Raw genomic sequence first — 20,830 nt, forward strand, 5'->3', positions numbered from 1 at the left:
GGGCGACTGGTCCGGAATGATGCCGGTCAAAGTGTCGTTCTGGCAGGTCGCCCAGGGATTTCTGATAGGCGTCCTGATCTCTGGCCTGATCGCGGCTTTGGTGATCGCGGTGGCCCCGAAGGCTGTGCAAAGCTGGCGCGAGCTGGCGCTGGCGCATCCCGGTCGCGCGATCTGGTCGGGGTTTCTGGTGACATCCGCGCTGGCCGGATCGGGCTTTGTGCTGATGCTGACCATCGTCGGGGTTTTCCTGCTACCGGTCATGCTGATGATCACCTGCGTGGCGATCTTTGCGGGCTATGCGCTGGGGTCCTATGTGCTGGGTGTCGGGCTGTGGCTCGGCATCGGGCGGCCCATGCCGGTGGGGCTTTGGGGCAAGTTCGGCCTGGCCTGTCTGGGGGCCTTTGTCGCTGGCCTCGCCTGGGTCATCCCGATTGCCGGATGGTTTTTCGTACTGGGTCTGACGCTGCTGGGCATCGGCACGCTGGCGGCTTTTGTGCTGCCCGGCGGCTGGCTGCTGCGGCGCGTGCCCGATGTGGCGTGACCGGGCGGACTTGACCCTAGCAGAATTGATCCCCGATCTGCCGCGCCACTGATCTGCGGCAGTGCCGCGGTCTTTGTCGTGGCGCAGGATGGCCCTAATCCACGGCGGTGCATTGTCCCTGCAACCAGACGGCCTGTCGCGCCCCGCTGCAGCTATCGCCCCCCGAAACCCTGTCACAGAATCGAGTTTGTCATGAACGTCCGACCCATTCTCTTTCTTTCAGCTGTCGCCTTCGGCCTCTCGGGATGCCTTGCCAGCGACACCGAACGCGCTCTGGCCGGTGCCGCCGGAGGTGCGGTGATCGGTGGAGTCACCGGCGGCAGTCCGGTCACCGGTGCCGTGGTCGGCGGGGCAGCGGGTTACTTTTGCCGCGATCTGAACGTGCCGGGATGCCGCAACAAGTGATCCTGCCACCCACCCCGAAAGGAGACTACCATGAAAGGCTATGTCGCCAATATCGAAGACCTGACCGAAACGAACCATGACTTCCGGAGGGTACTTTATACCGGAAAGCACCTGCAACTGGTGCTGACGTCCCTGAACTCTGGTCAGGACATCGGGGACGAAACCCATGCGACGCATGACCAGTTCTTTCGCATCGAAAAGGGCCGGGGCGAGATCGTGATCGACGGCACCACCACCCCGGTCAAATCCGGCGACGGCATCCTCGTGCCCGCCGGGGCACGACACAACCTCCGGAACACCGGCGAAAAGGCGATGCGGCTCTACACGCTCTATGGCCCGCCGAACCACGTCGACAAGCTGGTCCAATCCAGGAAATCCGAAGCGACCGCATCGCATGAAGTCTTTGCAGGTGTGCCCACCGAATAGCACGTCTCCGATGCGGCGAAGGTGATCGATTTTCTCGAACAAGGCGTGACGAGCAATGCTTGACCGACGCAATCTCATGATCGGCGGGGCGGCGGCACTGGTTGCCGGGGCGGGTGCCGTCTGGTCCGGCATGCGTCAGATGGGGTCGATGTCCGACTACGAAGCCGGCATGGCCAGCTTGCGCGCACCCCTGCCCGCAACCCCGGGTCCCCGCGACCTGGTCCGTTTTGCCACCTTGGCCGCCAACAGTCACAACACCCAAGCCTGGGCGTTCCGGGCAATAGGCAACCGGATCGACATCCTGCCCGATCTGACACGTGCCACGCCGGTCGTGGACCCTGACAATCATCATCTGTTCATCAGCCTGGGATGTGCCGCGGAAAACCTGTCCGTCGCCGCTAGGTCTCGCGGAATGGCAGGCGAGGTCAGTTTCGATCCGGTGACATCAACTCTCACCTTTGTCCACACCGCAGGGTCCGCCACGGATACCGCGCTCTCCGATGCGATTCCGCTGCGGCAATCGACACGGGGACTATATGACGGTTCAACCCTAACCGCGGCAGAGATTGGCCTGTTGGACGCCGCCGCCCGCGATCCGGGGGTGGAGCTGATCCTGATCACGGACCGGGGACAAATGGGCCAACTGGCGGACCTGATCGCCGCCGCAAACACCGCACAGATTGAAGACCCCGCCTTCATGACCGAGTTGAAAAGCTGGATGCGGTTCAACCCGCGACGCGCCCTGTCGACCGGAGACGGACTGTTCAGCGCCACCAGCGGCAACCCGAACCTGCCCGAATGGCTGGGGCCGACCATGGTGAACTGGATGTTCACGGCAGAGAGTGACAACAAGAAAACCGCGGCCAAGATCACCTCGTCCGCCGGTCTGGCGGTATTCGTGGGCGCCAAGGAGGACCCCGCGCACTGGGTCAAGACCGGGCGTGCATGCCAGCGGTTTGCGCTGCAGGCCACGGCACTTGGGCTGAAGCACGCGTTCCTGAACCAACCCGTCGAAGTGGCAGGCTATCGCCCCGAACTCGCCGCCCTGATCGGGGTAACGGGGCAGAGGCCCGATCTGGTGATGCGGTTCGGTCGGGGAGACGCCATGCCGTTTTCGGCACGCCGGTCGGTCGACGCGGTCATGGCATGAACCCGCCCTTCACAGTTGCCGATTTTCTCGCCGTGTTCGCCGCTTACAATGCCGCGATATGGCCGGTCCAGATTGCTGCCTACGCCCTCGGGCTGCTGGCCGTCGCCGCCATTGTCATTCCGCGAAGCGGACTGATGCGATCTGCCTTTGCGGCACTGTCGGTGCTCTGGGCTTTCACCGGTATCGGCTACCACCTGCTCTTCTTTGCCTCGATTAATCCCTTGGCGTCGCTGTTTGCTGCGTTCTTTGTCCTTCAAGCCATCCTGCTTCTGGCAAGCGCCATCCGTCCCGGCGACCTGCACCTGCAATTTGGGCAAGACGTTCGATCCACCGCGGGGTTGATCACGCTCGTCTACGCGCTCGCGATCTATCCTGTCCTGGGAATACTGGCCGGGCACGGGGGGACGGCCGGGCCGATGTTCGGCGTGGCGCCTTGCCCCACGACGATCTTCACGATCGGCTTGCTGCTTTTCGCGCGTGGACGCTGGGTGATCTGGCTGTCGGTCATCCCGATCATGTGGTCGCTGATCGGTCTGGCGGCAGCGATCCAGCTTGGGATCTGGGAAGATCTGGCGATGCCCGTCACCGCCATCGGGCTGGGCGGGGCGTTGGCCTTGCCCCTTTGGACCAGACGGGCCGTATCGTGACCCGCCGCCCAGTCGCTCAAGTTGCAGCATCGGCACCCCGGTCGAACGGGGCGCAGGCCCTCATAACCTTTCTTGCACTGGCCTTCGGCTGGACCTGGGGCCTGTGGTGGATCGTCGGCGGACTGGGTCCGTGGCCCGTGCCGGTAACGATCACGCTGCAACTGCTGTCCGGGATGGGCCCCAGTGTTGCAGGGTTTATGGTGGTGCGGGGATTTGACCAAGGCGCCGGTCTGCGCGCATGGCTGCGCCGCTGCATCAACTGGCGAATTGTGCCCAGCTGGTATGCCCTTGCCTTCGTCGGCCCGCCGCTCGTCATGCTGGCTGCCCTTGCCATGCATGCCTTGCTGGGCGGCACGCTGCCCCCCTCGCCCGCCGCTGGCCAACCTGGCCCGGTCCTTCTGCAGTTCGTCGTCGTCCTCGTCCTCGGCGGCCCTTTGGGGGAAGAGTTCGGCTGGCGCGGTTACGCCCTGCCAGCCTTGTCCGCACGTCTGGGGTGGCGGTGGGCCAGCCTGACCCTCGGCGCGGTGTGGGCTCTTTGGCATGTGCCGCTCTTCTACATGCCCGGCATGGCGCAGGCGGGGATGCCGATGGCACTGTTCCTGGGGTCGAGCGTTGCGCTTTCGGTCCTCTTCGCCCGGTTGTCGGTCAACACGGCCTTCAGCGTGCTGCCGGCAGTCACGCTGCACTGGTCGGTCAACGCGTGGTCCTGGGCCATCCCGGTCACCCCGCGGGGCGGAGCGATACAACCCTATTTTCTGGTGATGGGATTGCTGTTCGTGATCGCCGTCATCGTCTTCTGCAAACCCGGTCCAACCACATCTCACGAGAGTTTGACATCATGATCCGCACAATCGTTTTGGTAGTCGCAGGGATCGCCGTCTTGCTCGGCGCGCTTTGGCTGTTGCAGGGGTTGGGGGTCGTTCATCTGCGGCCCCTACTGTGCTTTGCCGATTGCGCGCCGGTTCAAGGACCGTCAGTCACCTGGGCGGTGATTGGGGCGGTCACGCTGGCGGTCGGCGGATTTGGCGTTCTGTGGTCCCGCAAGCTGATTCCAAAATGACTCCGAAAGGAAAACCGATGCTGATCCTGACTTGGGTGTTTGTCGTGACCGCAGGGCTTGCGCTGGCCTATGCCGCCGCCTCTGCCATTGGCGCATGGCGCTGGTCGGTGGCTGCCCGCAATCTGGTTGCAGAGCTGACTGCAGGCCGCGTGGCCCCTGCCGCCAGCCGCCATCACGCGGCTGAACTGGCGGGCCTGCCCGCCCCCGTGCAGCGCTATTTCCGCGCCGCACTGACCGATGGCCAGCCCATTGTCACGGCCGTCAGCCTGACCCAAAGCGGGTTGTTCAACATGAGTGCTGTTGCCGACCAGTGGAAACCCTTCACCGCGACGCAAGCCTTTGCGACCGCGCGGCCCGGTTTTGTCTGGGACGCCAACATCACGCTGTTTCCCGGCGTGCCGGTGCGCGTTGTGGACGCCTTTGTCGCGGGCGAAGGTCTGCTGCGTCCCACGATCCTGGGGCTTTACGGCTTGGGCACGCTGCAAGGGACCGGCGAAATCGCGCGCGGCGAGTTGCTGCGCCATTTCGCGGAAAGCGTGTGGTTCCCGACCGCCTTGCTTCCCAGTCAGGGCGTGGTCTGGCAGGCGGTGGATGATACATCGGCGAATGCCACGATGACGGACGGCCCGATCAGCGTCACGATGCTGTTCCGCTTTGGTGTCGACGACCTGATCACGTCGGTCTCAGTCGAGGGCCGTGCGACCACGGTCGGCACGGCCACCGTGCTGATGCCCTGGGAATGCCGCATGTCGAACTACCAGACCCGGGACGGCATGCGGGTGCCGCTGACGGGCGAGGCGCTCTACATCACGCCGCAGGGGGAAAAGCCGTATTTCAAGGGGACGATTGACACGATTGTTTATGAATTTGCGCCATGAAAGCAAATGAAGCTCCACGGTTCTTCGGACTGGTGCTGCTGCTGTCCCTGCCGTTCTATGTGCTGGGGACCGCAGGTCTGGCGCTGCCCTTCGCGCCCGCCTTGCCACTCAGCGCCCTGATGGCCAGCGTGCCGATGATCGCGGCCCTTGCACTTGTCTGGCGGTATCAGGGCCTGCATGCGGCGGCTGGTCAGTTCCAAAGCGCTTTTGCCCTGCGCCACATCCCCCACCGGGGCTGGGCGCTTTTGGCAGTTAGCATCATGCCCGCCGCTTTTGCGTTCACGGGCGGCATCATCTGGCTGTCCGGCGCCGCGATGCCTGCACTGCACCTGATCCCGCTAAGCGCCATCATCCCCGCCTTTGTGCTGTTCTTTCTGGGTGCCGTGGCCGAGGAAATCGGCTGGCAAGGCTATGCCTTTCCCCGCCTGACCACACGGTATTCCGCGCTGACAGCCGCGCTCATCATCGGCGTGGTCTGGGGGCTGTGGCACGTCATCCCGTTTGCCGTGATGGGGCGCAGCGCGACATGGATTTTCTGGCAGGGGGCAGGGATGGTTCTGATGCGCATCCTCATCGTCTGGCTGGTGGTCAATGCCGGGCAAAGCCTGCTGATCGCGGTGCTTTTTCATATGATGAGCAACAGTGTCTGGGGCATTTTCCCTGACTACGACCCCTGGTATGACCCGATGGTCATGTGTCTGGTGCTGCTTGTGCCCGTGATCGCCGTTGTGGGCTTTTGGGGGCCAACAACACTGAACCGGCTCCGACCTGGCTTGCAGCGATGAGGCGCAGCATGACTGTTTTCGTTCTGATCATCGTCGTGATCGGTCTGGTTTGCCTGATCATCCAGCGGGTCGGCCTGCCGATGCGCGCGCTGCCGCCGCCGAATGGCCATTTGATCGGCGCTGTGAACGATCTGGCCGACGATCCATCAAGGCGCGACCTGTTTTCATCAGAGGCACAGAGGGTCGTGCCGTTCCAGATGATCTACCCCGCGAAAGCGCGCGGAACTGATGCAACTTACATGCCTGACGCCGGGCCGCAAATTGACGCCTTCACCCGGATGCACGGCTGGATGTTCCGGGGTCTGGTCGGACGGATCGGGTCGCTTGCGGCGCCATGGTCGGATGCAGCAGAACCTGCGGCAGGCGGTCCGTTTCCGGTGGTTGTCTACCTGCCCGGTGTGACGGGATACATGTAGATGGGCAGTTTCCAGACGACCGCATTGGCCGCACAGGGCTATGTCGTTGTGACAGTGAACCAGCCCGGTGCCGTGGCCGCCGCCGTTTTGCCGGATCAGCGGATGATCGTGGGGCTTACGCGCGAAGAGGCTGTGTCTGTCATCGCGCCGTCCTATCTTGCCGACCGTCCAGCACTTCCCGGCCAATTTGCTGAAGGACTGGCACCCGAAGACAGCATCGTGCCCTATTTTGCCGCCGATGTGCCGGTGGTCCTTGATCGCCTGGCCGAAATCAACGCCGATCCAGACCATATCCTGCATGGACTGCTCGACCTCGACCATGTTGGCGTCATGGGCATGTCGCTGGGTGCGATTGTGACGGCGCAGGCCTGCGCAATGGACCCCCGCATCGATGCCTGCCTGATGATGGATGCGCCGGTTCCGACCGACGTTGCGGAAATCGGGCTGCGCCAAGCCGCCCTTTGGATCAGCCGCCCGATGTCAGATCAACGCCTTGAGCGTGACGCATCAGGCGGGTGGCCAGAGCATGAGATTGAGGCCCAGGCCCAAACGATTGCCAAAGCACTTTCCAACAGTGACCATGGCCAGCTTGTGCAGCTGCATGGTCTGTTTCACCTCGACTTCACAGATCTTCCGTCGCTGCAGCCCGCCCTCGGCTGGCTGTGGCAATCAGGCGCGGTCGGAGCCGATGAGGCACATCGCCAGATAAATCAACAAACGACGGCGTTTTTCGCGGCTGCGCTCAGCCAGAAGGTTCAGTGACGCTTTATGCCTAAGACTGCGCCCAAGTCCTTCGGCATCATCCCTACCCCGTCACCACCCCATCCCCCACCACGATCTGCCGCCGGCAGGTCGCCGCGATCTTCTCGTCGTGGGTGGAAATCAGGAACGTCGTCCCCTCATCCCGGTTGATCTGGCCGATCAACTCCATCACCTGCGTGGCCGAAGCCCGGTCAAGGTTGCCCGTGGGCTCGTCCGCCAGCACCAGTTCGGGACTGTTCATCAGCGCCCGCGCCACGGCGACCCGCTGTTTCTGGCCACCTGACAGGTTGGTGGACGGAAAATCCACCCGGTCGGCCAGCCCCATGCGGCCCAGAAGGTCACGGCCCCGCGCGCGGGCGGCGGCAGTCTCGCGCCCCTCGCGCACGGCGGTGGGAAAGATCACGTTCTCCAGTGCGGTAAAGTCAGGTAAGAGGTTGTGGAACTGGAACACGAACCCGATATGGCGGTTGCGGAAATCCGTCAGGGCGCGATCACCCGCCGTGGTCAGGTCCACCCCCAGCATCATGTGGCTGCCCGATGTCGGCTGCATCAGGGTGCCCAGGATGGTCAGAAGCGTGCTTTTGCCCGATCCGGACGGGCCCAGCAGGGCCGCAAATTCGCCCCTGTCCATCCGCAGCGACAACCCGCGCAGGACGCGGGTTTCCGCCTCGCCCGCGCCATACGTCTTTACCAGATTTTCCACCGCCAGAAGGTCGGTCATTGCCCGATGGCCGTCACCGGGTCCACCCGCGCCGCCGACCGCGCAGGCAGGATCGCGGCCAAAGTGGCGATGACGACGGTCAGGATGATCGCCAGCCCGAACGCGCCTTCGGTGATGTCGATGGGCATGACGCCAGGATTGGCGGAATTGCGGGGCGGGAACAGCGACAGCACCAGATAACCCAGGCCCGCACCAGTGACCCCGCCCACCAGGCCCACCAGCGCGCCCTGGCTGACAAAGACGAAGACGACGAACCGCCGGCTTGCCCCCATCGCCCGCATGATCCCGATCTCGGCCTTGCGCCGGTAGGTTGACAGCAGCAGCGACGACGCGTTGCCGATCACTATCGACACCATCGCGAACGTTTTCAGAAGAATGCCGGTCTGGTCCTGCGCGCGCAGGGCCGACAGAACCTCGCCCCCCACCACCGTCCAAGACTCGGCATTCAGGCCGGTGACGGCGGTGATCCGCAGCGCAATCGCATCCGCCTCCATCAGGTCGGCCAGCTTGATCTCGATCCCGGTCACGCCTTGCGGCAGGGCAAAAAGGGTGCGGGCGGTATCAAGGCTGACATAGGCGCTGGAGCCATAGAACCCGCCCTGCCCCATCTTGTAGATGCCCGACACCGTCAGCAGCGCCGTGATCCCCGGCCCGGTATCCAGCCGGATGCTGTCTCCCACCGACAGGTCCAGATCGTCGGCCAGCGTCTGGCTGATGACCACCAGCCCCGTGCCCACCCGAACCGACCCTGCCACCATGTAGGTTTCCAGTTGCACGATCGCGGATTCCTGCCCCGGTTCCACCCCGATGACCGCCACCTGCGACACCTGCGCGCCGCGCGTCATGAACCCGCTGCCGGTGATCTGGGGCGACACGGCAACCACCCCCGGCAGGGCCGCAATCATCGGCACATAAATTGCCTCGTCCCGCACGCTCGCCTGCCGCAGCGCCGATTTCTCCTGCGCCAGCAGGACCTGCCCGGTGCCATGCTCAATCAACAGCGCGGGCTCTTCGACTTCGGCAGTAATGCTGACATGGCTCAGGTCGCCCGCGATGCTGTCGAGGATATAGTTCGCAAGGCCCCCGATCAGCGCGCTCATGAAGATGAAGATGAACACGCCCAAGGCGACACCCAGTAGCAGAAGCGCAGTCTGCGCCTTGCTGGACAGAAGGTAGCGGCTGGCGATCTTGAGGGCGTACAGCATCAGGATTCTGGCACTGCGGGCGACACAATGATCGCCAGCCCGTCCGACACCCCCGTCGCGTCCGTGATGACCACGTCGCCTGCCCCAAGCCCTTGGGTGATCTGCACCCGGTCCGCAGGCCAGTCCACAATGCTGACGGTCCGTTCCACAGCCACGCCGGCCACCGCAACAAACACGATGGCACCCGCAGCATCGACAACCACTGCGGCGCGCGGTACCGCGATTGCGGCATCCAGCCTGTCGACAATGATGTTCGCCGTCACCGTCAGACCAACCGGGGCCACGACTGGATCATCGAACGCGATCTTGACGGCCAGTCCGCCGGTTGCCGCATCAACCTGCGCCGCCACAAAGCTGACGCTGCCGTCATGCTTGGTCGTGTCGCCCTTCAGTTGCAGTACCGCTACCAGACCCGGCGTGATCAGCGCGGCATAACCTTCGTCCACATCGGTTTCGACAACCAGTCGCCCAAGGTCGGCTACGGAAAACAACGGGGTGGCCAGGTCCACCGATTGCCCCACTTCGGCGTTGCGGGTCAGGACCGTACCCGCGACCGGGGCCAGCACTGTGAATTTTTCAAGATCGATCTGCGTCTGATCGAAGACGGCCTTCAGGCGCATAACCTCTTGCGTCGCAGTCTGTTGGGTCGTCCTGGCCTCTGCAAGCGCGGTGCGCGCTACGTTCTGTCCCAGCGCCTCTGCCCGCACCAGATCGGCATCGGCTTGCGACAATCCCACCAGACCGGCATCCAGACCCGCCATCGCCTGACGCACGATTGCCTGTTGGCCCGACGCATCAAGGCGCGCCAGAACTTCGCCTTTCGCGACGGCGGCACCCTCCCCGACCAGAACGTCTGTCAACTCGCCACCAGCCGAAGGCTTCACGTCGACCAGATGCAAAGGAGCGATCCGCCCGTTTACAGCCAGAACGCGCATCAGCGGCGCGGGTGCGACTGTCTCGACCGTGACCGGCAGACCTTTGGTGACCCATGGCTCAAAATACCAAAGCCCGGTCGCCACAACGACAAGCGCAGCCAGACCTGCCCAGATCCACCGCGACCGTTTCTGCGGCGCGGGCGTGACAGGTGGGGGCGGTACCTGAACGGCTGGCACTGTCAGCTGACCGATCTTTGCAGGCAACGGCGCATCTGGCCTTGCGGCGGCGGATGGATCGGCCCGGGTCTTGGCCTTGTCAACCATCGGCTGACCACCGGGCAGACCCACATGAACTCAGGGCCGCCCGGGCCACAGCAACCGGGCATAAGCGGGCCGATGGGCTGACTGCGATCATTTGACGGCTCCTGCATACGACAGCGCTGCTCCAAGCCGGGCTCGCGGACCTGAACGTTCGTGATCATCGCTGATCCGATCCCAAAGCGTCTTGACATGGATCAGTACCGCTGCGTCCACAACAGTGTCTGAACCAAGCGAGGTTTGGTGAAGGCTACATCTCTGCAGTAGGATGGATCTTCATGAGCCAAAGAGCGGTCACCACCATGCCCAGATCAGATCGCATCGCGCAAACGGTCAGGTCGAACGCAGGAACCAAACGATCGGTGGGACACTTTTCACGAAAAGACATGAACACGTTTGGGAGACTCGGCTCTCCCACCGCCACCTAACTTTCTGCCTCATCATCCTTGTCGTCGCCCCCTACGGCCTGCCACTTTCGTGACCTCGCAGTTATAGATGCGGACTTGGCCCGGTTTGGTTCGCGCAAGGTCGCGGCACCTGCAACCGATTGCCCGGCGGGCGGTGCAATATGCGCGCTGCAACCGGCGTGCAGCCGTCACTTCGGCGTTTGGAGCCCGGACCGCGGCAGAGTGTCATGCAGGATCGCACGTCCGCGTCCGGCATGTTTGGCCGCGTAAAGCGCTGCATCCGCATCGGCAAGAATGCGTGCCGGATCCGGGGTGGCATAATCCGTGGAGCGGACGATGCCGATGCTTGCCGAAATCTGATACTCTTGCGCGGCAAAGATTTGTGGTGCCGACACGCCATCGATGATCCGCCCGGCGATGGTTTGCAGCAGCTTTGGTTGGGTCCCCTCGGCCAGGATGATGAGGAATTCGTCCCCGCCAACCCTTGCGGCGCAGTCGCCAGACCGCGTCAACTGGCGCAGCACCGCGCCGACAATGCCCAGCGCATGATCGCCCGCGGCATGACCCAGCGTGTCGTTGACGGCTTTGAAGTAGTCGAGGTCCATGTGCAACAGGCCAAAAGGGGTTCCTGCGGCACAAAGACGGGCAAGGTAAAGATCGGCCGCACGACGGTTTCTGAGGCCGGTCAGACGGTCAGTCATCGCCTCTTCTTCGGCGGCAAGACGCGCGCCTTCCAGCCGCAGGTTCAGGCCGCGCAACTCTCGCGTGACGGCCCCGTTCGCCTCTGCCAGATACAGCAGTTCCATCGCCAGATCGCTGGCGGCAAAGTCACCGTCCGTCAGGCCATATTCGCGCACCGCAGCAATCAGATCGATCCCGAAGGACAGGTTCAACAACACCCGTTCATCGCCGGGCAGCGCCAGTGCCACGCCGCGCAGCCCGATGCGGGGACCGGATTTTGGCACCAGCCGAAACCGGCTCGCCGACTTTGCCAGCACGTCGGCAATGGTCACAGCACCCCCGGGTGACCGCACCTCGAACACCTGTTCGAAGACGAGGCCGGTCAATACCCTGCTGGGCAGGATCCGGGCCAGCGTCGGCCCGAAACTCTCCACCCTGCCCTGCCGTGACAAAAGCAGATGCATCGGCATGAACCGGTCCAGTACCCCCGGCTGCATCAACACGGCCGCATCTGACAGCGATCCGTCCATCGCTAGGCCACCGGACGTGCAAGATCGAACCGCCGCCCGCTGGCATGGCTGGCGTCCGGCATGTGGATCATGATCACGCCTTGATCGCTTTGCTCGGTGACCTGATCGATCACGATCAGGGCGCCGTAGTCATCCGCCATCGCCATCAGCACGCCGATGAGCACCCGACTTGCGCCGCGCACATGAGAGCGGCAGGTCAGTCTGAACCTGTCCTGACCCAGTTCTTCCAGCGCCAGATCGGGGACATCAAGGTCTGGCAGGGCAAGGCGCGCGCGGCCCGGCAATTCTTCAAGCGAGTGCAGGAAATCACTGAAGCCCACGCCACCAAAGCGCAGCAGACGGCGCAGGCTTTCGTAGTTGGGATTGGTGACAAGATATGTCCCCAAATCCTCCCACAGTTCCTCAGCGGGGCGACCAAGCCGTTGCGCGGCAGTGGCGGCAAGCGTGTCGGCCAGACCTGACGGATAGCGCAACATCGGCTCGAAGCTTTCCACCGGCAGGGCCGCTTCGCGTACGATATCGGCCCAGGCCGAAGGCCCGAACGTATCGCGCAGATATCCCTGCAATGACCGCAATACCAGACCTTGCATCGGACGCCTTCCCGCCATGACCCGAACGCAGGCTAGGGCCGAAACGTTAACAAATGGTCGCCAGGATCAGGGCAGGAACAGAACCCCGGTGTCGCCCGTTCCCAGCTGGTTGATCATTGCCGGGGTCGAAGCGGGCTGGTTCATCTGGAAACTGCGCAGCAGTGCCCGCGCCTCGTCCGACCCCGGATACCGCCCGTTCGGTTGCAAGGCCGCGCGTTGGGCCAGCGAGCCGTCGTCCATCAGGAACAGCCCGAGCACCTGCACGTAATCCGCCTCTTGGTTCAGGATCACTAATGCCTCTTCGCCCGGCAGCAGCGGCAACAGATCAGCCACCACCATCACACAGCCCGGCTGCCCCTCCGGCAGCGTCCGCTTGCACGCGGCGATCCATGCCGTCAGGTCGTAATCCGCGACCGCCGCCAGCAGACTGTCGCGCGTGCCGGTGGCCGTTGTGGGCTGCAACGGCATCGCGGCAACCAGTTCCGCCAGTTGGGCGTCTCGGTCAGCGGCCGCTAGCGTGCTATCGTTCGGCGAGGCGAGATGGGCGGCCAACGCCTCTTGCCCCGGTTCCTTCGCGCGGCTTTCCAGCACGGCGATGGTCTCAGCACCGGCAATACCCCAGCGCCCGATCTCGGCCACATCCAGCGCCTCAACCGGGATTTTGCCCGCATCGTACCGGGCAAGCTGATCGCGCGCCGAAATCCGCTCGGCGTTCAGCAGCGGCGTCAGCCATAGCGCCGCCACCGCAATCACCACCAGCGCCATGCGCAGATTTCCCTGCCGGATCCGCTCCATCCAAGGGCCGCGAAGCAGCACCGCGCCCGCGTAGATCAGCCCGTAAACCAGCGCCAGCGCGGCCACCAAAGCCACGAAAACCCGGTCCGGCGTCCAGCCATACTGCGCCACCCGCATCCAGACCGCCCATCCGCCAAACCCCGCCACCAACGGCAGGATCAGCGCCTGACCCTGTGCTGCCACACGCAGGAACGGGCTTGCCGTCGCCTCATCATCGGTCTGGTCCACGGCGATCGACACCAGCGAAATCCCCGCCGCCACCATGGCCAGCAAGACCAGCGCCGGCGACAGCCCGTTGAACAACCCCGTCAGCCCCCGGAACGGCAGCGCCACCAGAAACACCAGCATCACCGCCAGCACCACCGGTTGCAGCAACCGGAACAGGCGCAGCACCAGATAGGGCGACAGCAGGTCCGCCAATTCGTGCACCACCGCCATCGCCAGACCCAGCACCGAACCGGTGATCAGGTAGGGCATGACTTCGACAGCGATCAGATCTTCGATCAGACTGACCCCCACGATCGAAAGCATCTCGTCCGACAGAAAGATCACCAGCCAGACCACCCCGGTAAAGGCCCAGGCCGCCGCATAGCGCACCACGATGGTCCACGCCGAAAGAAACAGTGCCGGGTAATCGCGCCACCCCGGCCCGGCCCGTGCAATCAGAAACGGCATCGGCAGGGTGGCCACGATGAATGCCGCAAGAAACGGCAAAGGCGAATTGAAGAACCCGTCGGCTGAGTCGAAGCGCAGCGAAGACAGAAACACCAGAACCGCCGTGACCAGCGCCAGCCCAATCGCGTTCAGCGCCGCCTTGGCCGCACCAATCGGTCCCGCCATCGCAAGCAGACTGCCAAACAACGTGCCCACCAGCGCAATCAGCGGCAGGTCAACCCGGTCCGAAAACAGGTCATGATCGACGATCTCGACCAGCGCATACAGACAGGCCCCGCCCAAGGCCCCGATGAAAGCCATGAGCCAACGTTGCTGCAAAGTCCCCGTCATTCGCCTCGCCTGTCACTGATGTGTCTGGTCAACTCTCGATCCGACAGTACCGTCCCAAAGCCCTTGCGGCCAGAGGCTTCAACGGTCAGGATTCCCTTTGCATCACGGACTTAAGCACGCACTGGATCGCCAGGTGACGTGATTCAGACAGCAAGGATAGTCCCTATCATGACCAGCGTCATCCGACCGCTTTGCCAGGACGACGAACCCGGTTGGCGTGCCCTGTGGACCGGCTATCTGCAGTTCTACGGGGCCACGGTCACCGAGGCGGTCTATGCCTCGACCTTCGCACGGTTGCTAGGGTCTGATCCACGCGATCTCAACGGGTTGATCGCCAAAGTTGGGGGGCGGCCCGTCGGTTTGGCACATTATCTGTTCCACCGGCATGGCTGGAAAATCGAAGATACCTGCTATCTGCAAGACCTGTATGTCGAACCATCCGCGCGTGGCACCGGGCTTGGCAGGGCCCTGATCAAGGCGGTCTATGCCGCGGCCGACGCGGCTGGCGCGCCGTCGGTCTACTGGTTGACGCAGGATTTCAATACCGAGGCCCGCCAGCTGTGCGACCGCGTGGCCAAGGTGACGCCGTTCATCCGCTACAATCGCAGCCTCTAATCGCGCCATCGCATCCCCTGGCTGCTCAAGGCTGCAGGGTCTTCAAGAACTCGGCGATCTGGACAAGCCGGGTCGGGGTCGGGGTTTCGATCCCGTCACCGCCATCATAGGGCACAAGGTCAGACTCAAGCAGCGGCCCGAAATTCGGCATCACCGCGACGCCCTGATGCCCGCCGGTGTAGCCCCATATCTTGGCCATCACTCGCGTCGTTGGAAACTCCCCGCCATTGCGCGCGGCAAGTCCGGTCAGATCGGCGGGCTTGCGCGCCAACGTCCCGGCCAGCGCACCATCACCCTTGCCACCTGCGCCATGGCAACCTGAACAATAGGCCGCGAAATCCTCGGCCCCGGTCGGGGGTTCCTGGGGCTGGCAAGCAGCAAGGATCAGCAGGGCAACAGGGGCAAAGCGGCGCATCGGCAGGTCTCCTTTTTCCACAGGAAACCATCTTTGGCCAAAGCGCGTATTGATCTAGGTCACTCTGCCCTGATCCAGCCGGACCACCCGGTCCATCCGCGCCGCCAGTTCAAGGTTGTGCGTGGCGATCAGCGCCGACAGGCCGGTCTGGCGCACCACATCCATCAGCGCCGCAAACACCTGCTCTGCCGTACCGGGGTCCAGGTTTCCCGTCGGCTCGTCTGCCAACAGCAGCTTTGGCGCATTGGCAAGCGCACGGCAAAACGCCACCCGCTGCTGCTCGCCGCCGGAAAGGGCCGCTGGCCGGTGCCCGGCGCGATGGCCCACGCCCACACGCTCCAACAAGTCTTGCGCCCGCGCCTCGGCCTCGGCCTTGGCAACCCCGCTGGCCAGTTGCGGGATGACGACATTCTCCAACGCCGAAAACTCTGGCAACAGATGGTGGAACTGGTAGATGAAGCCGACTTCCGCCCGCCGCGCTTCGGTCCGGGCACGGTCAGACAACCCGCCCATCTCGCGGCCATTCAGCGCCACAGTACCGCTGTCTGGCGTGTCAAGCAGCCCCGCGATGTGCAGCAATGTCGACTTGCCCGCCCCGGACGGCGCCACCAGCGCCACCACCTCACCCCGCGCCACCGCCAGCGTCGCGCCGCGCAGAACGATCACCTGCGACGGCTTGCCGTGATTGTAGCCCTTTTCGATCGCCTGCAGCGACAGCACCGGCTCACTCATAGCGCAGCGCCTCGACCGGGTTCATCCGCGCGGCCCGTCGCGCCGGGAACACCGTCACCACAAACGACAACCCAAGCGACAGCGACACCGCCGACATCACGTCATTGATCTGCAGTTTTGCCGGCAGCGCATAGATCCCCCGGATTGACGGATCCCAGACCTCCGCGCCGTTCATCCAGTTGATGAACCCCATGATCCGATCGATATACACCGCGAACAGACACCCCAGTCCGACCCCCAACGCCGTGCCAACCACGCCGGTAAACGCCCCGCAGATAAAGAAGATGCGCAGCACCGATCCTTCGGTCAGGCCCATCGTGCGCAAGATCCCGATATCCCTGCCCTTGTTCTTTACCAGCATGATCAGGCCCGACACGATGTTCATCGCCGCGATCAGCACCAGGATCGACAGGATCACGAACATCACATTGTCCTCGATATCCAGCGCGCGCAGGAACGACCCCGCAGATTCCTTCCAGCTCCACAACAGCGCATCCGGCCCGGCGGCGTTCAGGATTGGACCGGCGTAGCTGTCAATCGCATCCGGGTCAGTGACCATCACCTCGATTTCGTCGGCGATGCCTTCCTTGTTGAAATAGCTCTGCGCCTCGATAAACGGCATGTAGATGCGTGTGGTATCAATGTCATAGCGTCCGGCGGTGAAGATATAGACCACCTCATAGGCGCTGACACGCGGCGATGCGCCCATTGCGGTCTTCACCCCGCCCGGTGCGATCAGCCGGACCCTGTCACCCACCGTGACACCCAGTTCCCGCGCGATGCCAGAGCCAAGCGCAATGCCCTCGGAAAACCGGCCGATGTCACCAATCGCCTCGGACCCGACGCCGACCCGTGGTATCGTCTGCAGGTTTTCCGGCGACAGCCCGTACACCTCTGCCCCGGTCGTGCGCTCGCCGTCGGTGACCATGACCTGCCCCTTGATCAGCGGCGCGGCGCGGGTCACCCCCGGCACTGCCATGATCGCGACACTCATCGCGTCAGCGTTCAAAAAGCCCTTGACCAACGCGCCTTCGGCATTCACCTCCCCGGCGGAATAGACCGTGACATGGGCGTTGGCCCCAAGGATGGTATCGACGAATTCGGCCCGAAACCCGGCGCGTACCGCCAAGGTCGCGATCAACGCAAACACCGCCAATGTGATCCCGATCAGGCTGATCCAGGTCATCACCGACACGCCGCCTTCGGCCCGCCGGGCGCGCAGATAGCGCCACGCGATCATGAACTCAAAGCCTGAAAAGGGTGCTGTTTTCGTTGCCATCTGCCCGTGCCCCTTGATTGCCGCGCAAGGTGAGCGAGCGGCGCGGAAAGGTCAAGGCACGGTCCCGTCAGCCATGCAGGCGCAGCTTTCCACAAGCGCCGCCATGCGCGGACGCGCCAAAACCCGTCTGACAGCCAGGGTGAACGGGCGCCCGGATGTTCCGGGCGCCGGGGGGGCTTCACGCGGCCCTGGCAACCTTCAGGTTCAGTATCGGGCTGCCGCCGGTCATCCACAACCTTACCCAGACCGGAAGGATGCTTTCGCTCGCCCGCGCACCCACGATGTCGCCCAGATCGACAACCCCGGTCCAGCCGAACGCTTTTGCAATTTCGGTCACCACGGCCTTGGCCTGCGCGTCGTTGCCTGCAATGAACAGGTCATGCTCGCCCGCAACCAGCGACGGCGTCACCATCACCGCCGCAGCGATGGTGTTAAAGGCCTTGACCACACGGGCCTGCGGAAAGGCTGCCTGAACCTGTTCGCCAAGGCTGGTCGGGCCCGAGAATTCCGCCAACACGAACGGCGGCATGCCCTTTGAGAAATCCAGCGGATTGGCCACGTCGATCAGCACCTTGCCGGCCAGATGCGCCGCCCCCGCCGCGTGCAGCGCTTCCAGCGAATGCTGCCCAGACGTCGCGTTGATCAGTACCTCACCATGGCGCGCGGCATCGGAAAATGTTGCAACCTTGCCGCCGGTTGTCGCAACCCACTCTGCCAAGGGCCGCGCATTGCTGCGATCTTTCGCCAGTTCGGCGCTTGACGGCTGCCGGATGCCGATCACCACGTCATGCCCCTTGGCAATCAACGCCGTACCCAGCGTTTGCGCGACACCACCGCCGCCAATGATCCCTATTCTCATCTCATTCTCTCCATGCTATAGACAGACAGGTTCGTCTACCTGATGAATTTAAATACAGACAGGTCTGTCTACATGTCAACAGAGAATATCGAAGCGCCGCCAAAACCTGTTCCGCCTCGGGAACGCATCCTCGATGTGGCTGGTCCGCTGTTTTACAAGAACGGCTACCGCGCCATCGGCGTTGATCGTGTGATTGCCGACGCAGACGTGGCCAAGGCTACGTTCTACAAGCATTTTCCGTCAAAGGACGATCTGATCGTCGCGTGGATCGAACGGGCCGAAGACCGGTCCAACGGCGCGCTGCCGCCTGAAAACGGTCCCGCGCCGCTGACCGCCTATGCCGATGCCATGATCGATCTGGCCACCCGCGTCTGGTGCCTTGGCTGCACCTACCAAAGCTCGGCTGCAGAATTTGGCGACCCGCAGCATCCGGCCCACGTCGCCGCCATTGGCGTCAAGACCCGGGTGATCGACGCGCTTGAACGGCGGGCCGTCAACCAGGGTCTGGCCGATCCCCGGACCAAGGCCGAACAGGTGTTCCTGCTGCTCGAAGGTGTCTGGGCCTCAGTCCGGATGTTTGGCTCCAACGCGCCACTTGCCCACGCCAAGGCCGCCGTCCGCGCCCTTCTTGCCTAGCGCGCGGCCCACAGCAACCCGCGCCGCATCAACTCGGCCGCAGGGCCGTCGCCGATCACCGCCGCTTTGTGGCCCAGCGCGTTGTAATACACCCGCCCCTCGCCCCAGCGTTTGGTGAACACCACCGGCATCGCCACCACACCGTTCGGGGCATGCGGCCCCGCCACCAGCGGAAAGTCACAGACCGCATGCACCCGCACCGCCGGGTCAACATGCAGATAGTACTGCTCCGTCTGCACCCGGAAATCGCCGATCCCCGCCACCAGCGGATCATCGGTGACCATCCGCACCCCGTAATCCACCCCGTCATTGCCCGGATGCGCCACCCACTGCGCGCCCGTCATGAACTGCCAGTCCACATTGTCCCGAAACGCATCGCACATGCCGCCGTGGCAGCCCGCAATGCCAACCCCCGCCGCCACCGCCGCGCAGGCGTTCAACGCCTGCTCCTTGCCGATCTGCGACATCGTCCAGACCGGCACGATCAAACTCAGATCAACCAATGCCCCCGGGTCATCAAAGCAAGCCAAACTGTCGGTCACCGCCACCTCGAACCCCGCGTCGCGCAGCCATCCTGCAAACAGCGCGGCCACTTTGTCCGGTTCATGCCCGTCCCAGCCGCCCCATGTGATCAATGCCTTGGCCATCCGATCCCTCCATTTGCCCCGACAGTGACAATCGCCCTTCCAGCCGTCAAGCAGTCTTGAGGTAAAGAATATTTGACACAATGTTCGCTTTATCATACCCAAAGCCAAATAAACTTGACACGAGACCGACTCGCCATGTCCTTCGAAGAACGCAACACCGTCTCCGGCATCCTGATCAGCGTGATCAGCTGGGGCATCATGATCACCGTCCTTGCGCGAAACGCCGCCACCGGGCTTTACGATGGCCCGGACGGCCCGATGCTCTGGGCGCGGTCGGTGCTGTGGCTGATCCTGATCTGCATCGGGATCGGCATTGCGATGACCATCCTGTTCACCATCTGCTATGCCATCGTCACCGGCGACAAGCGGCCCACCATGCTGCGCGATGAACGCGACGACCTGATCGGCCTTCGCGGCATCCAGGTGACACTGATCGTCATCTCCATCGGCATTGTCGCGGCGATTGCGGCGCTGGCCTACGGGCTGCCAATCCTGGTCGCGCTCAACATGATCCTTGCCGCCTGCGCGCTGGGTGACCTCGCCGGCATGGTGACCAAACTTGTCCTGTACCGCCGGGGGTTCTGAGGGTGGCAAAGGCCCGCATCGAAAACAACATCCGCCGCCTGAGGTTCGACGCGGACGAAATGACCCAGAAGGAGCTGGCCGACAAAGTGGGCGTCACCCGCCAGACCCTGCTTGCCATCGAGAACGGCAAGTATTTCCCAACGCTGGAGCTTGCCTTCCGCATCGCCCGGGCCTTCGGCGTCGGGCTCGACGATGTCTTCACCTTTCACGAAGACTGACCCTTTCACGAAGACTGACCCTTTCATTCTAGGACCCTCCACATGTTTCGCTACTTCTCCCGCCCGCTCCCCTTGATGCTGGCGCTCGGCTTCTTCACTTTCATTCCGGTCCTGAGCGCCCTGGTGCAGGTGGTGCAGGTCCCGACCGGCACCTACCCCGAAGACAGCGCCCGTCTGGCCGTTGCCCCCATCGCCTGGTTTGCCCATGTCCTGGCCGGAGCAGCCTTCGGGGTCGTCGGCCCTATGCAATTCATCCGCGCGCTGCGCAACCGTTTTGGCGCGCTGCACCGCGTGTCAGGCCGGATCTTCGTCGTTTCGGGGGCTATCCTTGGCCTGTCGGGCCTGTCGCTTCTGGCGCAGGTGGCGTCGGTCAGAACGCCCTTGGCCGACATCGCCCGCGGCCTCTTTGGCCTGGCGCTGCTCATCGCGCTTGCCCTGGCAATGGCCGCCATCCGGAACCGCGAGTTCCTCCGCCACCGCGCCTGGATGATCCGCGCCTACGCGATCGGCATGGGGTTGGGGGCCGTGGGCCTGGTGTTCTTCCCGATCTACCTCGTCACCGGCCAACCCCCGATGGGTCTGGCTTCCGACATCCTCTTTGTCGGCTCCTGGGTCATGGCCATCGTCATCGGCGAAGTGATCGTCCG

At 63.7% G+C, this 20,830-nt stretch carries 26 protein-coding genes and 1 pseudogene; 16 read left to right on the top strand and 11 right to left on the bottom strand.

What is annotated here, in order from left to right; genetic code table 11:
- The 11 genes and pseudogenes from RMO18_RS01500 to RMO18_RS01550 all read left to right on the top strand — a co-directional run.
- A pseudogene (locus tag RMO18_RS01500) lies at nt 1–541 on the top strand (hypothetical protein); the annotation flags it as partial.
- A gap of 192 nt (nt 542–733) precedes the next feature.
- On the top strand, nt 734–946 hold the full coding sequence (locus tag RMO18_RS01505; protein ID WP_309663492.1) for a hypothetical protein: 213 nt from the start codon (nt 734–736) through the stop codon (nt 944–946).
- Nucleotides 947–976: 30 nt separating this feature from the next.
- On the top strand, nt 977–1,372 hold the full coding sequence (locus RMO18_RS01510) for a cupin domain-containing protein (RefSeq protein ID WP_309663494.1): 396 nt from the start codon (nt 977–979) through the stop codon (nt 1,370–1,372).
- 55 nt (nt 1,373–1,427) lie between these two features.
- Nucleotides 1,428–2,522 (top strand): Acg family FMN-binding oxidoreductase, encoded by a 1,095-nt coding sequence (locus RMO18_RS01515; protein WP_309663496.1) that lies wholly within the window; start codon nt 1,428–1,430, stop codon nt 2,520–2,522.
- Nucleotides 2,519–3,169 carry a DUF6064 family protein gene (locus RMO18_RS01520; protein ID WP_309663497.1) on the top strand — a complete coding sequence of 217 codons (651 nt, stop codon included), beginning with the start codon at nt 2,519–2,521 and terminating at the stop codon, nt 3,167–3,169. Before RMO18_RS01515 ends, RMO18_RS01520 begins: the two co-directional genes overlap by 4 nt.
- Nucleotides 3,166–4,011, top strand: coding sequence for a type II CAAX endopeptidase family protein (locus RMO18_RS01525; RefSeq protein ID WP_309663498.1), 846 nt, complete (start codon nt 3,166–3,168; stop codon nt 4,009–4,011). Before RMO18_RS01520 ends, RMO18_RS01525 begins: the two co-directional genes overlap by 4 nt.
- Complete coding sequence (locus RMO18_RS01530) at nt 4,008–4,229, top strand: hypothetical protein (protein ID WP_309663500.1); 222 nt, start codon at nt 4,008–4,010, stop codon at nt 4,227–4,229. Before RMO18_RS01525 ends, RMO18_RS01530 begins: the two co-directional genes overlap by 4 nt.
- A gap of 17 nt (nt 4,230–4,246) precedes the next feature.
- Nucleotides 4,247–5,107, top strand: coding sequence for a DUF6920 family protein (locus RMO18_RS01535; protein ID WP_309663502.1), 861 nt, complete (start codon nt 4,247–4,249; stop codon nt 5,105–5,107).
- Complete coding sequence (locus tag RMO18_RS01540; protein ID WP_309663504.1) at nt 5,104–5,892, top strand: type II CAAX endopeptidase family protein; 789 nt, start codon at nt 5,104–5,106, stop codon at nt 5,890–5,892. The genes RMO18_RS01535 and RMO18_RS01540 overlap by 4 nt, the downstream gene beginning before the upstream one ends.
- An 8-nt stretch (nt 5,893–5,900) precedes the next feature.
- A complete protein-coding gene (locus tag RMO18_RS01545) occupies nt 5,901–6,308 on the top strand; it encodes a hypothetical protein (RefSeq protein ID WP_309663506.1) in 408 nt (135 codons plus the stop codon).
- Nucleotides 6,309–7,070, top strand: a complete 762-nt coding sequence (locus tag RMO18_RS01550) for a hypothetical protein (RefSeq protein ID WP_309663508.1) — start codon at nt 6,309–6,311, stop codon at nt 7,068–7,070.
- A 43-nt stretch (nt 7,071–7,113) separates the two neighbouring features.
- Here the strand turns inward: RMO18_RS01550 and RMO18_RS01555 are convergent, their stop codons facing one another.
- The 6 genes from RMO18_RS01555 to RMO18_RS01580 form a co-directional block, all read right to left on the bottom strand.
- Nucleotides 7,114–7,791: an ABC transporter ATP-binding protein gene (locus RMO18_RS01555; RefSeq protein ID WP_309663509.1), complete on the bottom strand. Its 678-nt coding sequence runs from the start codon at nt 7,789–7,791 to the stop codon at nt 7,114–7,116.
- The gene (locus RMO18_RS01560; RefSeq protein WP_309663511.1) at nt 7,788–8,996 is read right to left on the bottom strand and encodes an ABC transporter permease; all 1,209 of its coding nucleotides are present in this window, start codon (nt 8,994–8,996) and stop codon (nt 7,788–7,790) included. The genes RMO18_RS01555 and RMO18_RS01560 overlap by 4 nt, the downstream gene beginning before the upstream one ends.
- Complete coding sequence (locus tag RMO18_RS01565; protein WP_309663513.1) at nt 8,996–10,195, bottom strand: efflux RND transporter periplasmic adaptor subunit; 1,200 nt, start codon at nt 10,193–10,195, stop codon at nt 8,996–8,998. The genes RMO18_RS01560 and RMO18_RS01565 overlap by 1 nt, the downstream gene beginning before the upstream one ends.
- 589 nt (nt 10,196–10,784) lie before the next feature.
- On the bottom strand, nt 10,785–11,807 hold the full coding sequence (locus RMO18_RS01570; RefSeq protein WP_309663514.1) for a GGDEF domain-containing protein: 1,023 nt from the start codon (nt 11,805–11,807) through the stop codon (nt 10,785–10,787).
- Between the two features lie 2 nt (nt 11,808–11,809).
- Nucleotides 11,810–12,397 carry a heme NO-binding domain-containing protein gene (locus RMO18_RS01575; protein WP_309663516.1) on the bottom strand — a complete coding sequence of 196 codons (588 nt, stop codon included), beginning with the start codon at nt 12,395–12,397 and terminating at the stop codon, nt 11,810–11,812.
- A 66-nt stretch (nt 12,398–12,463) separates the two neighbouring features.
- On the bottom strand, nt 12,464–14,167 hold the full coding sequence (locus RMO18_RS01580; RefSeq protein WP_309663518.1) for a DUF4153 domain-containing protein: 1,704 nt from the start codon (nt 14,165–14,167) through the stop codon (nt 12,464–12,466).
- Between the two features lie 198 nt (nt 14,168–14,365).
- Between RMO18_RS01580 and RMO18_RS01585 the strand changes: the two genes are divergently transcribed.
- Complete coding sequence (locus RMO18_RS01585; RefSeq protein ID WP_309663520.1) at nt 14,366–14,812, top strand: GNAT family N-acetyltransferase; 447 nt, start codon at nt 14,366–14,368, stop codon at nt 14,810–14,812.
- Between the two features lie 25 nt (nt 14,813–14,837).
- Here RMO18_RS01585 and RMO18_RS01590 read toward each other — a convergent pair whose 3' ends face one another.
- The 4 genes from RMO18_RS01590 to RMO18_RS01605 form a co-directional block, all read right to left on the bottom strand.
- Entirely contained in the window at nt 14,838–15,227 is a 390-nt protein-coding gene (locus RMO18_RS01590; protein ID WP_309663521.1) for a cytochrome c, read from the bottom strand.
- Nucleotides 15,228–15,281: 54 nt separating this feature from the next.
- On the bottom strand, nt 15,282–15,959 hold the full coding sequence (locus RMO18_RS01595; RefSeq protein ID WP_309663523.1) for an ABC transporter ATP-binding protein: 678 nt from the start codon (nt 15,957–15,959) through the stop codon (nt 15,282–15,284).
- Nucleotides 15,952–17,238: a lipoprotein-releasing ABC transporter permease subunit gene (locus tag RMO18_RS01600; RefSeq protein WP_309663526.1), complete on the bottom strand. Its 1,287-nt coding sequence runs from the start codon at nt 17,236–17,238 to the stop codon at nt 15,952–15,954. The genes RMO18_RS01595 and RMO18_RS01600 overlap by 8 nt, the downstream gene beginning before the upstream one ends.
- Nucleotides 17,239–17,416: 178 nt before the next feature.
- Nucleotides 17,417–18,097: an NAD(P)-binding domain-containing protein gene (locus tag RMO18_RS01605; RefSeq protein ID WP_309663528.1), complete on the bottom strand. Its 681-nt coding sequence runs from the start codon at nt 18,095–18,097 to the stop codon at nt 17,417–17,419.
- 72 nt (nt 18,098–18,169) lie between these two features.
- Here RMO18_RS01605 and RMO18_RS01610 point away from each other — a divergent pair, with 72 nt between their 5' ends.
- Complete coding sequence (locus RMO18_RS01610) at nt 18,170–18,733, top strand: TetR/AcrR family transcriptional regulator (protein WP_309663530.1); 564 nt, start codon at nt 18,170–18,172, stop codon at nt 18,731–18,733.
- Here RMO18_RS01610 and RMO18_RS01615 read toward each other — a convergent pair.
- Nucleotides 18,730–19,380 carry a ThuA domain-containing protein gene (locus RMO18_RS01615; protein ID WP_309663531.1) on the bottom strand — a complete coding sequence of 217 codons (651 nt, stop codon included), beginning with the start codon at nt 19,378–19,380 and terminating at the stop codon, nt 18,730–18,732. The two genes, RMO18_RS01610 and RMO18_RS01615, sit on opposite strands and share 4 nt — an antisense overlap.
- 135 nt (nt 19,381–19,515) lie before the next feature.
- On the opposite strand from RMO18_RS01615, the gene RMO18_RS01620 reads away from it, so the two are divergent.
- The 3 genes from RMO18_RS01620 to RMO18_RS01630 all read left to right on the top strand — a co-directional run.
- Complete coding sequence (locus RMO18_RS01620) at nt 19,516–19,965, top strand: hypothetical protein (RefSeq protein ID WP_309663533.1); 450 nt, start codon at nt 19,516–19,518, stop codon at nt 19,963–19,965.
- Nucleotides 19,966–19,967: 2 nt separating this feature from the next.
- Nucleotides 19,968–20,183 carry a helix-turn-helix transcriptional regulator gene (locus tag RMO18_RS01625; protein WP_405053986.1) on the top strand — a complete coding sequence of 72 codons (216 nt, stop codon included), beginning with the start codon at nt 19,968–19,970 and terminating at the stop codon, nt 20,181–20,183.
- A 42-nt stretch (nt 20,184–20,225) separates the two neighbouring features.
- On the top strand, nt 20,226–20,830 hold a 605-nt coding region (locus tag RMO18_RS01630), incomplete at its 3' end, for a DUF2306 domain-containing protein (protein WP_309663535.1).

Origin of the sequence: Tabrizicola sp., from assembly GCF_031377265.1 — a bacterium.
GTDB lineage: Bacteria > Pseudomonadota > Alphaproteobacteria > Rhodobacterales > Rhodobacteraceae > JAUYQR01.